Raw genomic sequence first — 14,447 nt, 5'->3', positions numbered from 1 at the left:
GTCGAGATCTGTTGTCCGCCAGTGTGACGCGCGTAACGTCGCCGGTGTTCCACAACCGACGTTGAAGATGCGCACCGCGCAGGAGGTCAGGTCATCATGCAGGTCGACGAATTACTGAAACCATTCCCCATCAAAGAATTCCATCCGTTCCCGCGGGCGATGATGGGCCCGGGCGCTCACGAGATGATCGGTCCGGAGGCGCTGAAACTGGGTTTCAAGCGGACGCTGGTGATGACGACCGGCCTGCGCGGCAGCGACACCGTTCACAAGATCGTCGAATCGTGCAAGTACCACGGACTCGAGGTGGTCCTGTTCGACAAGGTCGAGTCGAATCCGAAGGACTACAACGTCATGGATGCCGTGGCGCTGTACAACTCGGAGCAGTGCGATTCGTTCATCTCCATCGGCGGCGGTTCGGCGCACGACGCGTGTAAGGGCGCCCGGATCTCGGTGGCCCACGACGGTCGTAACATCAACGAGTTCGAGGGCTTCAACAAGAGCGAGAACCCGAAGAACCCTCCGCACATCGCCGTGTCCACCACCGCGGGCACCGGTTCGGAGACCTCCTGGGCCTACGTCATCACCGACACCACCACCGATCCGGACAAGCCGCACAAGTACGTCGCCTTCGACGATGCGTCGGTCACGACGCTGGCCATCGACGACCCGGTGCTCTACTACGATTGCCCGGTCGCCTTCACCGCACAGTGCGGCTTCGACGTTCTCGCGCATGCCTCCGAGCCGTACGTCTCGCGACTGAACTTCCCGCCGTCGATGGGCAATGCGCTGCATGCCGTGCGCCTCACCGCCCGTCATCTCCGCGAGGCAACCTGGAACCCGACCGAGCTCGAGGGTCGCGAAGGCATGATGTACGCGCAATACATTGCGGCACAGGCCTTCAACTCGGGCGGACTCGGCATCATCCACTCCATCAGCCATGCCGTGTCGGCGTTCTACGACACCCATCACGGTCTCAACAACGCGATCGCGCTACCTCGAGTGTGGGCGTTCAACATGCCGGTTCTCTACGACCGATTCGCCGATCTCGCCGAGGCGATGGGTGTCGACACCCACGGAATGACCAAGGTGCAGGCCGCCGACCAGGCGCTGAACGCGGCGATCCGACTGCTGCGCGACGTGGGCATCCCGGAGAAGTTCACCGATGTCACGCAGGACTCGCACATCAAGAACCGCCTCGGCCAGGGGCCGACCAAGTTCTATGAGAACCGCAAGGAGATCTCGGGTGCGCCGGACTCCATCGACGCGATCACCAATCACGTCCTCGGCGACGCCTGCACGCCGGGCAACCCCAAGGAGTGCACCTTCGAGACCGTCCGACCCGTTGTGGACCATGCCTTCAACGGTGACCTGGACGAGCTGATCTCGTAGAGGTAAACCCTCTACGTAGACGGCGGATGGCGGACCCACTGCCCCCGACCCGGGTCCGCCATCCGCTTCCATACCACCAAAGAGTCAGCCGATGAACCAGCAACCCAGAGAACCGGAGACACCCATGTCCGTGCAGTTCGCCGACGACACCGCCGATGTCACCCCGTCTGGTGGCTCCCTGAGGAGCGAGCCTGCGAGCGTCACGAAGGGCCTCGAGTTCACCGACGTCGCCGACGTGGTCGACCGGTTCTCCGCCGCCGGCTATCTCGCCGATCAGCGGCTCGCCACGACCGTGTTCCTGCAGAGCCGGTTGGGCAAACCGATACTGCTCGAGGGTCCGGCGGGCGTCGGCAAGACGCAGTTGGCGAAAACCCTCGCAGAAGTGACCGGGCGCGAACTGCTCCGACTGCAGTGCTACGAGGGGCAGGACGAGACCACCGCGCTCTACGAGTGGGACTACGGCAAGCAGTTGCTGTACACCCAGGTGCTCCGGGAGAAGATCAGCCAGGTGGTCGCCGACGCATCCACCCTGGCCGAGGCCGTGGATCGGATCGGGGCCGAGGAGAGCGTCTTCTTCTCCGAGCGCTTCCTGTCCCCGCGCCCGCTGCTGCAGGCGGTCCGGTCCGAGCGGCCTGTGGTGTTGCTGATCGACGAGGTGGACCGCGCCGACGAGGCGCTGGAGGCGGTGCTGCTGGAGTTGCTGGCCGAGTACCAGGTCTCGGTGCCCGAGATCGGGACGTTCCTGGCGACCCACCAGCCGATGATCGTGCTGACCTCGAACAACACCCGGGATCTCTCGGCGGCGCTCAAGCGGCGCTGCCTGCACCTGTCCCTGGACTACCCGGAGGCGGCGCGCGAACTCGAGATCATCAAGTCGAAGAACACCGGCCTGTCCGAGACGCTGGCGGCCAAGCTCGTGGAGATCGTCCGAGGCCTCCGGGGACTCGATCTCCGCAAGGCGCCGAGCATCTCCGAGGCGATCGACTGGGCCCGCACCCTGGCCGTTCTCGGTGCCGACGACCTCACAGCCGAGATCCTCTCCGATACCGCCAACGTGGTGGTCAAATACGACCGCGATCTGACGCGGGCCATCGACGCCATGCCGAGGCTCGTCGATCCGAACGCCGAAGTGCCCGAGCATCTGCACGGCCACTCCCACGGCCATGGACACTCACACGGGCATGGCCACGACCACGACCACGACCACGGGGAGCATTCGGGGCCGGCCAAGCGTGCCGCCAAGGATCAGCCCGGCCGGCACGCCGACGACTACTACGGGTCACCGGGCAGCCACAACGACGCGGGTACCCGTGGTGGGGTGAGCCCGGGACAGGGCAGTCGGTCCTTCAAGGCGCGTGGCGACGCGCGCAAGCGTCCGTTCTAGGCGGGCCGAGATGGAAGGGGCCATTCATCGCTTCGTCCGGCTGCTCCGGCTGCACGGGATACGTATCGGGGTGTCCGAGGCGATGGACGCGATGCGCGCCACCGGCACGTCGGAGATCCTCGGCGACCGGGAGCTGATGCGCTCAGCGCTCGAGGTCTGTCTGATCAAGGACCGCCGGGATGAGGCGACGTTCAATCAGGTCTTCGACCGATTCTTCGGTCTACGGGCCGTGGTGGACGCCGATGACGGCCACGGACATTCGCACAGCCACGACGATCTCAGTGACACCGGCGAACTCGAGGAGTACACGCTGTCCGACGAGGTCGGCCAGACGCCGCAACAGGGCCACAGCCATGGTCCGCCGTCGAACATCCGACAGTACTTCGACCCGGAGGACCTCGCCGAGCAGTACAACCTCCATCAGGAGGCCAACAAGCTCGACATGGCCTCGCTCACCGACGAGATCGTCCTCTCGTCCGACGATGTGCCGAACTCCGAGGCCGCCGCGCGGGTCCAGCTCACGGTGTCGCGGCTGCAGAATCCGGGTCGGCCCGGCGAGCTGGTGTCCGGCAACCCCACTCAGCTCGACGCGGAACTCTCGGTGGCACAGGAGATGGCGCTGCTGGAGTGGCTCGACAACGACGACCCGTCAGCGCCGCAGCCGGACGTCGAGGAACTCGCGGCCCTGCGCAGCGCGCTGGCCGGCCTCCTCGACGGTTTGCCGGAGAAACTCCGCGACCACCTCGAACAGCTGATGGCGACCGACCACGAACTCGAGAGCCGTGAGGTGAAGGCCTCGGTGCGCGACGTGATCCATGAGTCCGAGCGGGCGAGCTTCGAGGACTCCATCCGTCGGCTGATCCGGAGCCTGCACGGCGCGCCGCGTGCCCGTCGCAAGCTCGCTGCTCGTGGCACGGTCGATGCCGCGCGCACGATGCGCGCGAACCTCCGCTACGACGGTGTGCCGTTCCGTCCCATCACCGTGGCGAAGGTGACCGACCGGCCGAGCCTGCTGGTGCTCACCGATGTCTCGCTGTCGGTGCGCTCGGCGGCCAGGTTCACGCTGCAACTCGTGCACGGGCTGCAGAGCATGGTCGCTCATGTCCGATCGTTCGCCTTCGTCTCCGACCTGGTGGAGATCACCGACCTCTTCGCCGAGCACCCGCCGGAAGAGGCGCTGTCGCTGGTGTTGTCGGGTCTACCGGCCGGCGGCGTCCTCGATGTCGACGCGGACTCCGACTACGGCAATGCGTTGGGCACTTTCCTGGAGGAGTTCGGCGGGGCCGTCAACCGGCGCACCACGGTCATCGTTCTCGGGGACGGGCGAACAAACGGCCGCGATCCGAACCTCGGCGCGTTCGAGGAGATCACCCGGCGAGCCCGCGAGACCATCTGGATCACCCCGGAACCGAGCTATTCGTGGGGCCTTGGCTCGTGCGATCTGCCCGCCTACGCGACACTGTGCGATCGGGTTCACGTGGTCCACGATCTGTCCGCGCTCGAACAGGTCTCCGTCGACATGAGTGGCGTGTGAGGAGGCCGCTGCCGCGTAGGATCGCGTCCATAGGGCGTGCGCGCTTCCTGAGTGGTGAGCGTGCGTGCGTCTGGAACGGCGGGTCAGGTGAGGTGATGTGCGAACCGAGTCGGGCGGCACCATGACGCGGGCCGCCGTACGCATCGCCAAGTTCCACACCCCGGAGATCATCATCGGTCACGGGTCGCTGGCCGAGGTGCCGCGGGCGGCGGAGGGACTGGGGATACGCCGGCTGATGATCGTCTCGGATCGTCCGATCATGTCCACGCCGTGGTACCCGGAACTTGCCGACCGCCTGAGAACTGCTGGGCTGCAGGTCTATTCGTTCACCGGGGTTTCGCCGAACCCGCGGGCGTCCGAGGTGTCCGCCGCGCTCGAACACTATGACGAATCGCGGTGCGAGGGCATTGTCGCGCTGGGCGGCGGATCGGTGATCGACGCAGCCAAAGGGGTGGCGATCCTGGCCGCCAACGGCGGACACATCCTCGAGTACGAGGGGATCGACCGCGCGCGACGGCCCCTGCCTCCTGTGGTCGCGGCGCCCACGACCGCAGGCAGCGGATCCGACGTCTCGCAGTTCTGCATCATCAACGATGTCGACCGACGCACCAAGGTCACCATCATCGGGCGGGGATTGGTGCCCGATGTCTCGGTGATCGACCCACGCACGCTGTCGACGCTGCCTCCCGCGGTGGTCGCGCAATCAGGGCTCGACGCCATCACACATTGCATCGAGGCATTCGCATCGGTGGCCCACACCAGACTGACCGATACCGCTGCGCTGTCCGCGATCGCCACCGCGTGGCGGAGCATCGAACGGCTCGTCGACGATCCCGCGGACCCGGATGCGGGACTGGACATGGCGTATGCGGCGTTGGAGGCGGGAATGGCCTTCACGAACGCCATCCTCGGCGCCACCCACGCGATGAGTCACCCGGTGGGTGGGTTGTGCGACGCCCCGCACGGTGCGATCAATGCGGTACTGCTCCCACACGTGATCCGGTTCAATGCGGAGCAGGACCCGCAGCCATACGTCGACCTCGCGAAAGCAGTGGGCATCGCCGCCTCGTCGTCGGCCTACGCCACCGCCGATCTGTTCGCCGAGAGGATCGCGGATCTCGCGGCCCGGGTCGGGCTTCCGGCGTGCTTGGCGCCGCTGGGTGTCCGTCCGGAACACATCGACATCCTCACCGCCAATGCCATGGCCGATGCGTGCATGACCACCAATCCGCGACAGCCGACGGCCGCCGAGGTCGAGCGCATCTACCGCGAGGCACTCTGATGTCGGGCGCGAGCGGTCGGGCCGACGAGGGCCTGACCCAACTGCGACCGGATCCGTCGGTCCGCGACGAACTGCCCGCCGGCGACCAGCTCGACTCGCTGGTGGGCCTGCACTCGGTGAAGGGATCGCATTACGCCCAGTTCCGTGGGGTCGAGCAGCGTCTGTCCCGCGTCGTGGGTGCGTTGGACCGAATCTCCCGTGCACTCGTGCAAACCGCCGAAGGGCCGGAGAACCTGGTTCTGTCGGTGGTCCGCGCGGTTCATGAACATCTTGATGCGGAATGGGTGGTGTTCGCACTCTGCGACGGCGAACTCGATCGCACCGGCCCGCGGCACCTCATGATGACCCGCGACGGAACGATCCTCGCCTTCGAGGGCGCGCAGAAGGCACGAACGCCGGGCCACCTGCCCGACGAGGTCCTCAACCGGCTCAACGACATCCTGCGCAACCAGATGGGTCAGCTGATGCGACCCGTCGTCGACGATCATCACGTCCACGTACCACTGCACCTGGATGGGCGTGTGGTCGGCGGACTGTCGGCGTGGACCGCCGACGAGAAGTTGGTGGACTCAGCGGATCTGGTGGTGATGCGCATCCTGGCCCGTCAGGCGGTGGTCGCACTGCTGAACGCAGCGCTGCTGGAGGAGTCCCGACATCAGCTGGCCAGGGCGGAGCAAGCGTATGCGAAAGCCTCCGAACAGGCCAGCGACCTGGCGGCGCGGAATCTGGAACTCGAACGCACCCAGCGAGAGTTGTCGGCGGTCATGCGGCAGCGTCTGGTGACCGAGGAGCGCGAACGTATCGCGCGGGAGCTGCATGATTCGGTGACCCAGTCGGTGCTCTCGGCAGGGATGCAGATCGAGGTGTGCCGGATCGACTCCGACCCACAGACCGCCGAGCGTCTCGAGGTGGCCGGCCGGTTGACCCGTGACGCCGTCGAACAGCTGCGGTCGGTCATCTACGCCCTCAACCAGTCACCGTCGGTGAGTGAACTGAGTCTCGGCGAGGTACTCGACGGTCTCTGTTCGATGCACATGCCCGCCGATCTGGCGACCGAGGTCCGGGTGATCGGACGGCCTCGGGACCTGCCCGACGACGTCCAGCACGCCATCCTGCGCATAGCAGGCGAAGCGCTGTTCAACATCGCCGTGCACGCCGAGGCGTCCACGGCGCGGCTGACCCTGTCTTACGGAGACGACACCGTACAGCTCAACGTCGACGACAACGGCAACGGCGACCCCCGGCACATGCGACGAGTGTTGCGGGCGGCCGAGCTCGGTGACCTCGCCGGCCGGCACCGCGGTCTGGCGAACATGGCTGCCCGAGCCGAGGAGCTGGGCGGATGCCTCCGCATCCGACGATCGAGGCTCGGGGGTGTTCGTCTCGGGGTCGAGATTCCCGTGGGCGGTGACCGGCCGGTCGACAACCGGAGACGGGAGATCACGACATGAGTGCACCCGAGACGACGGCGGTACGCACGATGCTGGTCGATGACCACGCGCTGCTGCGCGAGGGGCTGCGGTCATTGCTCGATCGGGAGGCGTCGATCGCAGTGGTCGGTGAGGCCGATTCCTATGAGGCCGCCCTCGCCGAGGTGACCAGGTGCCGACCCGACGTGCTGGTGGTGGACCTCAAACTCACCGCGGGCACCGAATACGAGGGACTGCACCTGATCAGGGAGATCGCGTCGCGTCATCCATCGGTCGCCTCACTGGTCCTCACCACCTTCCTCGACGACGACCTCGTGGTGCGCGCGGTCAAGGCCGGAGCTCGCGGGTACGTGGTCAAGGACGTCGACACCACCGAGCTCGTTCGAGCAATCCAGGCCGTGTCCGGGGGTGGCAGTGCCTTCGACCCGCGCAGCGCCGCGATAGTGCTCCGCACCGTTTCCGGGGAAGGCGACGGTCCCGAGGCATTGACCGACCGCGAGCGCGAGGTGCTGCGCCTTCTCGCAGACGGGCTGTCCAACAAGAGGATTGGGCAAACGCTGTACATCTCCGAGTCGACCGTGAAGTTCCACATCCGCAACATCATCCGGAAGCTGGGCGTCACCAAGCGCACCGATGCCGTCTACATCGCCAGCAAGCGAGGACTCATCTGACCGGTGCGCACAGTGGCACAGGTTCGACTCCGATGCCCAAGGTTCACTCGACGTGAGAGGGGTCTGATCAGCGTGGGGTCAGGACGAGCCAACCGCCGTGATCTTGGAAGATCTCGGCGCCGGCGTGTTCGACCAGCTCGGCCCAACGTCGTAGATGTGCCTCGGTGAGCTGGACAAGGTGGCCGAAATGCTCACTCGGATGCTCCTCGTAGGGAACTGCCACGATGACTCGTTGCCGCGCGACGCGGAGGGCTTCGGACAACGCAGTCGTCGCGGCCTGCTCGTTCAGATGCTCGAGCAGATGGATCAGCGTGACCGTGTCGACCGAGGACGTGTCATACGCCAACGCGGTCGCATCGCCGACCCGGGCGTCGACCGCAGCATGGCGTCGTTGCGCATGGGCGCGGACAAGTGCGACAGCACCTGGCGAGATGTCACAGGCATGCACTCGGTAGCCGTCGTCCGCGCACTGTAGGGCCAGAAAGCCGAAGCACGAACCGACTTCCAGCACACTCGTACCGCTGATCAGCGACCTGGCCCGACGATGTATAGGACTGAAGGGGGAGCGTCCGGCGCGCAGTTCGGCGATGGAGTTGTCGTAGAACGCGGCCCAGCCTCTCGCCTCGGTACCGGCCGAGGTGCGGATGACCCCGACGGCGGCTTCCTCGAAATCGTCCTGTCCCGTGAGTACGCCCTCGTGGATGAGTGGCAAAAGCCCCGAGATCATTGCCGAGTCACAGATGGTCGACACGTCGAGTCGGTGGGCGATCTCGATGCAGTTGTCCCGGTTGCGCCACGAAAAACCCCGTGACGTGCGGAAACCGGAGGGGACGCTGCTTGTCTTGCGCACGACCGTGCGACGGCGCGGCGGTGCGGGAGAATCGAGGACGCTCACACCTCCACGCTAGAAATCGTCGTGGCCTGCGGTAACTGCCCAACGGGGTGCATCAACTGGCCAAAAGGACGGGTCGCATGGCGCAGATCACACTTGGGTACGGGCGTCCCATATCCGCGTTTCACGCAGCCTGCCGACCCGTGTCAGGCCTGTGAGCTGCGAGAACTCGGAGCCGGCATTCGCTGAGCAGGCGATTTGACCCTGGCGAGAGAACTGCGTAACTTTCTTCGAGTCAGCGCGCCACGGCGCCGCCTGGGAGGCCGAGAGGCTGGTTCTGGGAGTGGAGACCGGGTTTTCGTGTTGGCCGTCCCGAGTTGTTGTTCATGGTTGTTGTTTGTGCTGTGGATGGTGTCTTGGGTTGTCTGGATGTTCTTGTTCGGTTGGTAGCTGAGAGTTGCGGCCGCGCAGGGTGTTCGGTAGGATGGAAGAGTTGCGCCGGAGACGGGCAGCGATTCGAAGCAGAACGTGAAGCTTGCTGGTGAGCGCCTTTTTGTGGGTGGTGCTGGTGGGTGTGTGTTCTTTGAGAACTCGATAGTGTGTTGATGGATTGTTTGATGCCATGTTTGGCATCGTGTGTCCAAGTTTTTGGATATGAGATGTATTTTTTTGTGGCACCTGCCCGTGTGGGTGGGTGTTGCTAGTTTTTGTTTGGTCAGGTTTTTGTCTCTCTGGCTGAGATTGTGTTGAAAAGTGCTGGTTCGCCGGCTTTTTCGATAGGTTTTCATGGAGAGTTTGATCCTGGCTCAGGACGAACGCTGGCGGCGTGCTTAACACATGCAAGTCGAACGGAAAGGCCCTGCTTGCAGGGTACTCGAGTGGCGAACGGGTGAGTAACACGTGGGTGATCTGCCCTGCACTCTGGGATAAGCCTGGGAAACTGGGTCTAATACCGGATATGACCATGGGATGCATGTTCTGTGGTGGAAAGCTTTTGCGGTGTGGGATGGGCCCGCGGCCTATCAGCTTGTTGGTGGGGTAATGGCCTACCAAGGCGACGACGGGTAGCCGACCTGAGAGGGTGATCGGCCACACTGGGACTGAGACACGGCCCAGACTCCTACGGGAGGCAGCAGTGGGGAATATTGCACAATGGGCGCAAGCCTGATGCAGCGACGCCGCGTGAGGGATGACGGCCTTCGGGTTGTAAACCTCTTTCACCAGGGACGAAGCGTGAGTGACGGTACCTGGAGAAGAAGCACCGGCCAACTACGTGCCAGCAGCCGCGGTAATACGTAGGGTGCGAGCGTTGTCCGGAATTACTGGGCGTAAAGAGCTCGTAGGCGGTTTGTCGCGTCGTCTGTGAAATTCTGCAACTCAATTGCAGGCGTGCAGGCGATACGGGCAGACTTGAGTACTACAGGGGAGACTGGAATTCCTGGTGTAGCGGTGAAATGCGCAGATATCAGGAGGAACACCGGTGGCGAAGGCGGGTCTCTGGGTAGTAACTGACGCTGAGGAGCGAAAGCGTGGGTAGCGAACAGGATTAGATACCCTGGTAGTCCACGCCGTAAACGGTGGGTACTAGGTGTGGGTTCCTTTTCACGGGATCCGTGCCGTAGCTAACGCATTAAGTACCCCGCCTGGGGAGTACGGCCGCAAGGCTAAAACTCAAAGGAATTGACGGGGGCCCGCACAAGCGGCGGAGCATGTGGATTAATTCGATGCAACGCGAAGAACCTTACCTGGGTTTGACATACACCAGACGCAGCCAGAGATGGTTGTTCCCTTGTGGTTGGTGTACAGGTGGTGCATGGCTGTCGTCAGCTCGTGTCGTGAGATGTTGGGTTAAGTCCCGCAACGAGCGCAACCCTTGTTCTGTATTGCCAGCACGTGATGGTGGGGACTTGCAGGAGACTGCCGGGGTCAACTCGGAGGAAGGTGGGGATGACGTCAAGTCATCATGCCCCTTATGTCCAGGGCTTCACACATGCTACAATGGCCGGTACAGAGGGCTGCGATACCGTGAGGTGGAGCGAATCCCTTAAAGCCGGTCTCAGTTCGGATCGGGGTCTGCAACTCGACCCCGTGAAGTCGGAGTCGCTAGTAATCGCAGATCAGCAACGCTGCGGTGAATACGTTCCCGGGCCTTGTACACACCGCCCGTCACGTCATGAAAGTCGGTAACACCCGAAGCCGGTGGCCTAACCCTTGTGGAGGGAGCCGTCGAAGGTGGGATCGGCGATTGGGACGAAGTCGTAACAAGGTAGCCGTACCGGAAGGTGCGGCTGGATCACCTCCTTTCTAAGGAGCACACAACATCACCCATTTCTGCCGGCATGTGTCCGTGCGGTGGGTGTGTGTTCGAGGGTGAAACATCAAACAGATCTGTTCTGCCGGCCTGTCTGGGTTGGTGGGGTGGGTGGCTGTTCACTGTGAGGTGGGTGGCGTTGTCAGCACACTATCGGGGTTCTGAGGGAACACACGTTTCTTCTGGGCCTGTCATTGCGCAGCCTTGGTGAGGTGTCCTGTGGTGGGGCATACAGAGGTGTGTGGGTGGTGGGTGTGTGTTGTTTGAGAAGTGCATAGTGGATGCGAGCATCTTTATTTTGCAATGCATATTGAATCAATAGTTTTTGGTTTGTGTGTTTTGTTCGAGTTTGTTGTGTGTTTTTCTACATTCGTGGGGGGTGTTGTTTCCTTGTGTGTCTCCTGTTGGGGGTGCATGGGGGGCGGAGCCCCTGTGGGTGTAGGTGTTGTTGTAAGTGTTTAAGGGCGTTCGGTGGATGCCTTGGTACCAGGAGCCGATGAAGGACGTGGTAGGCCGCGATAGTCCTCGGGGAGTTGTCAAACGAGCTGTGATCCGAGGGTGTCCGAATGGGGAAACCCAGCACGAGTGATGTCGTGTTACCACCAGCTGAATGTATAGGCTGTGTGGGGGGAACGTGGGGAAGTGAAACATCTCAGTACCCATAGGAAGAGAAAACAATTGTGATTCCGTGAGTAGTGGCGAGCGAAAGCGGAGGAGGCTAAACCATGCGCATGTGATACCGGGTAGGGGTTGTGTGTGTGGTGTTGTGGGGTTCATCTTCTCAGATCTACCTGTCTGGGCGTGAGTGATAAAGCTGTGGGTTAGGTGAAGTGGCCTGGAATGGTCTGCCGTAGTCGGTGAGAGTCCGGTAGCTGAAAACCTGTGGTCTTGCGTGATGTTCTCCCAAGTAGCAGCGGGCTCGTGGAATCTGCTGTGAATCTGCCGGGACCACCCGGTAAGCCTGAATACTTCCTGGTGACCGATAGCGGACTAGTACCGTGAGGGAAAGGTGAAAAGTACCCCGGGAGGGGAGTGAAATAGTACCTGAAACCGGACGCTTACAATCCGTCAAAGCCTGCGAGTCGTTTGGTCGGCTGTGGGTGATGGCGTGCCTTTTGAAGAATGAGCCTGCGAGTTAGTGCTCGGTGGCGAGGTTAACCCGTGTGGGGTAGCCGTAGCGAAAGCGAGTCTGAATAGGGCGTGGAGTCGCCGGGTCTAGACCCGAAGCGGAGTGATCTACCCATGGCCAGGGTGAAGCGTCGGTAAGACGTCGTGGAGGCCCGAACCCACTTCAGTTGAAAATGGAGGGGATGAGTTGTGGGTAGGGGTGAAAGGCCAATCAAACTCCGTGATAGCTGGTTCTCCCCGAAATGCATTTAGGTGCAGCGTCACATGTTTCTTACTGGAGGTAGAGCTACTGGATGGCCGATGGGCCCTACTAGGTTACTGACGTCAGCCAAACTCCGAATGCCGGTAAGTGAGAGTGTGGCAGTGAGACTGCGGGCGATAAGGTTCGTAGTCGAGAGGGAAACAGCCCAGATCGCCGGCTAAGGCCCCTAAGCGTGTACTAAGTGGAAAAGGATGTGGGGTCGCGAAGACAACCAGGAGGTTGGCTTAGAAGCAGCCACCCTTGAAAGAGTGCGTAATAGCTCACTGGTCAAGTGATCCTGCGCCGACAATGTAGCGGGGCTCAAGTACACCGCCGAAGCCGCGGCACTCACACAAGTCATTCTCTTCGCCTTGCGGGGTGGGGAGCAGTGGTGTGGGTGGGTAGGGGAGCGTCCTGCATCCCTGGAAGCCACAGCGTGAGCTAGTGGTGGAGGGTGTGGGAGTGAGAATGCAGGCATGAGTAGCGAAAGCAGAGTGAGAAACTCTGCCGCCGGATGACCAAGGGTTCCTGGGCCAGGCTAATCCGCCCAGGGTGAGTCGGGACCTAAGGCGAGGCCGACAGGCGTAGTCGATGGACAACGGGTTGATATTCCCGTACCCGTGTACAGGCGTCCATGCTGAATCAGTTGTACTAACCATCCAAAACCAGATGGATCACCTTCGGGTGACCGGATGGGGCTGCATGGGACCTCGGCTGGTAGTAGGCAAGCGATGGGGTGACGCAGGAAGGTAGTGGGGCCAGTCAGTGGTAATACTGGTGTAAGCCTGTAGGGAGTGTGGTAGGTAAATCCGTCACACATATATCCTGAGAGGTGATGCGTAGCCGTTGCGGCGAAATCCATGATCCTATGCTGCCGAGAAAAGCCTCTAGCGAGTTGGTACACGGCCCGTACCCCAAACCAACACAGGTGGTCAGGTAGAGAATACTAAGGCGATCGAGAGAACTGTGGTTAAGGAACTCGGCAAAATGCCCCCGTAACTTCGGGAGAAGGGGGACCCATCCCGGTGACCGTCCTTGCGGCGTGAGCTGGTGTGGGTCGCAGAGACCAGAGAGAAGCGACTGTTTACTAAAAACACAGGTCCGTGCGAAGTCGTAAGACGATGTATACGGACTGACGCCTGCCCGGTGCTGGAAGGTTAAGAGGACCGGTTAATGCCCTTCGGGGTGTGAAGCTGAGAATTTAAGCCCCAGTAAACGGCGGTGGTAACTATAACCATCCTAAGGTAGCGAAATTCCTTGTCGGGTAAGTTCCGACCTGCACGAATGGCGTAACGACTTCTCTGCTGTCTCAACCACAGACTCGGCGAAATTGCAGTACGAGTAAAGATGCTCGTTACGCGCGGCAGGACGAAAAGACCCCGGGACCTTCACTATAGCTTGGTATTGGTGTTCGGTTCGGTTTGTGTAGGATAGGTGGGAGACTGTGAAGCGGCCACGCCAGTGGTTGTGGAGTCGTTGTTGAAATACCACTCTGATCGTATTGGACTTCTAACCTCGGACCCTGATCGGGTTCAGGGACAGTGCCTGGTGGGTAGTTTAACTGGGGCGGTTGCCTCCCAAAATGTAACGGAGGCGCCCAAAGGTTCCCTCAGCCTGGTTGGCAATCAGGTGTTGAGTGTAAGTGCACAAGGGAGCTTGACTGTGAGACGTACATGTCGAGCAGGGACGAAAGTCGGGACTAGTGATCCGGCACCAACGTGTGGAAGTGGTGTCGCTCAACGGATAAAAGGTACCCCGGGGATAACAGGCTGATCTTCCCCAAGAGTCCATATCGACGGGATGGTTTGGCACCTCGATGTCGGCTCGTCGCATCCTGGGGCTGGAGTAGGTCCCAAGGGTTGGGCTGTTCGCCCATTAAAGCGGCACGCGAGCTGGGTTTAGAACGTCGTGAGACAGTTCGGTCTCTATCCGCCGCGCGCGTCAGAAACTTGAGGAAACCTGTCCCTAGTACGAGAGGACCGGGACGGACGAACCTCTGGTGTGCCAGTTGTCCCGCCAGGGGCATCGCTGGTTAGCTACGTTCGGAAGGGATAACCGCTGAAAGCATCTAAGCGGGAAGCCTGTTCCAAGATGAGGTTTCTCACCCCCTCGAGGGGGTAAGGCCCCCCACAGACCATGGGGTTGATAGGCCAGAACTGGAAGCACAGCAATGTGTGTAGGTGACTGGTACTAATCGGCCGAGGACTTACAACAACACTTATCACCGATAAGTACTGATAGAGCT

Annotated in this window: 7 protein-coding genes and 2 rRNA genes; 8 read left to right on the top strand and 1 reads right to left on the bottom strand. The window is 62.0% G+C overall.

What is annotated here, in order from left to right; all coding sequences use genetic code 11:
• The first annotated feature begins 96 nt into the window (after positions 1 to 96).
• The 6 genes from mdo to AC4AMJ_RS14155 all read left to right on the top strand — a co-directional run bounded on the left by mdo (position 97) and on the right by AC4AMJ_RS14155 (position 7,690).
• A complete protein-coding gene (gene mdo, locus AC4AMJ_RS14180; RefSeq protein ID WP_489900548.1) occupies positions 97 to 1,389 on the top strand; it encodes an NDMA-dependent methanol dehydrogenase in 1,293 nt (430 codons plus the stop codon).
• Positions 1,390 to 1,513: 124 nt separating this feature from the next.
• Positions 1,514 to 2,773 (top strand): AAA family ATPase, encoded by a 1,260-nt coding sequence (locus AC4AMJ_RS14175; RefSeq protein ID WP_489918336.1) that lies wholly within the window; start codon positions 1,514 to 1,516, stop codon positions 2,771 to 2,773.
• Between the two features lie 10 nt (positions 2,774 to 2,783).
• On the top strand, positions 2,784 to 4,307 hold the full coding sequence (locus tag AC4AMJ_RS14170) for a VWA domain-containing protein (protein WP_489918430.1): 1,524 nt from the start codon (positions 2,784 to 2,786) through the stop codon (positions 4,305 to 4,307).
• A gap of 121 nt (positions 4,308 to 4,428) precedes the next feature.
• Entirely contained in the window at positions 4,429 to 5,589 is a 1,161-nt protein-coding gene (locus tag AC4AMJ_RS14165; protein ID WP_489900821.1) for an iron-containing alcohol dehydrogenase, read from the top strand.
• The gene (locus AC4AMJ_RS14160; RefSeq protein WP_489900551.1) at positions 5,589 to 7,040 is read left to right on the top strand and encodes a MadS family sensor histidine kinase; all 1,452 of its coding nucleotides are present in this window, start codon (positions 5,589 to 5,591) and stop codon (positions 7,038 to 7,040) included. Before AC4AMJ_RS14165 ends, AC4AMJ_RS14160 begins: the two co-directional genes overlap by 1 nt.
• Entirely contained in the window at positions 7,037 to 7,690 is a 654-nt protein-coding gene (locus AC4AMJ_RS14155) for a MadR family response regulator transcription factor (protein WP_489918335.1), read from the top strand. The genes AC4AMJ_RS14160 and AC4AMJ_RS14155 overlap by 4 nt, the downstream gene beginning before the upstream one ends.
• 67 nt (positions 7,691 to 7,757) lie before the next feature.
• Here AC4AMJ_RS14155 and mftM read toward each other — a convergent pair whose 3' ends face one another.
• Positions 7,758 to 8,585: a mycofactocin oligosaccharide methyltransferase MftM gene (gene mftM / locus AC4AMJ_RS14150; protein ID WP_489900553.1), complete on the bottom strand. Its 828-nt coding sequence runs from the start codon at positions 8,583 to 8,585 to the stop codon at positions 7,758 to 7,760.
• Positions 8,586 to 9,305: 720 nt separating this feature from the next.
• On the opposite strand from mftM, the gene AC4AMJ_RS14145 reads away from it, so the two are divergent.
• Together AC4AMJ_RS14145 and AC4AMJ_RS14140 are read left to right on the top strand one after the other, a co-directional pair.
• Positions 9,306 to 10,826: ribosomal RNA gene (locus AC4AMJ_RS14145) — 16S ribosomal RNA — on the top strand.
• 455 nt (positions 10,827 to 11,281) lie between these two features.
• Positions 11,282 to 14,416, top strand: a 23S ribosomal RNA gene (locus AC4AMJ_RS14140).
• Together the 16S and 23S rRNA genes form the textbook arrangement of a ribosomal RNA operon.
• Positions 14,417 to 14,447: the final 31 nt, after the last annotated feature.

The sequence above is a fragment of the Gordonia sp. LMA484 genome, assembly GCF_058129505.1.
Note: the sequence above shows the minus strand (reverse complement) of the source record. Positions and strands in the feature narration are given on the sequence as shown.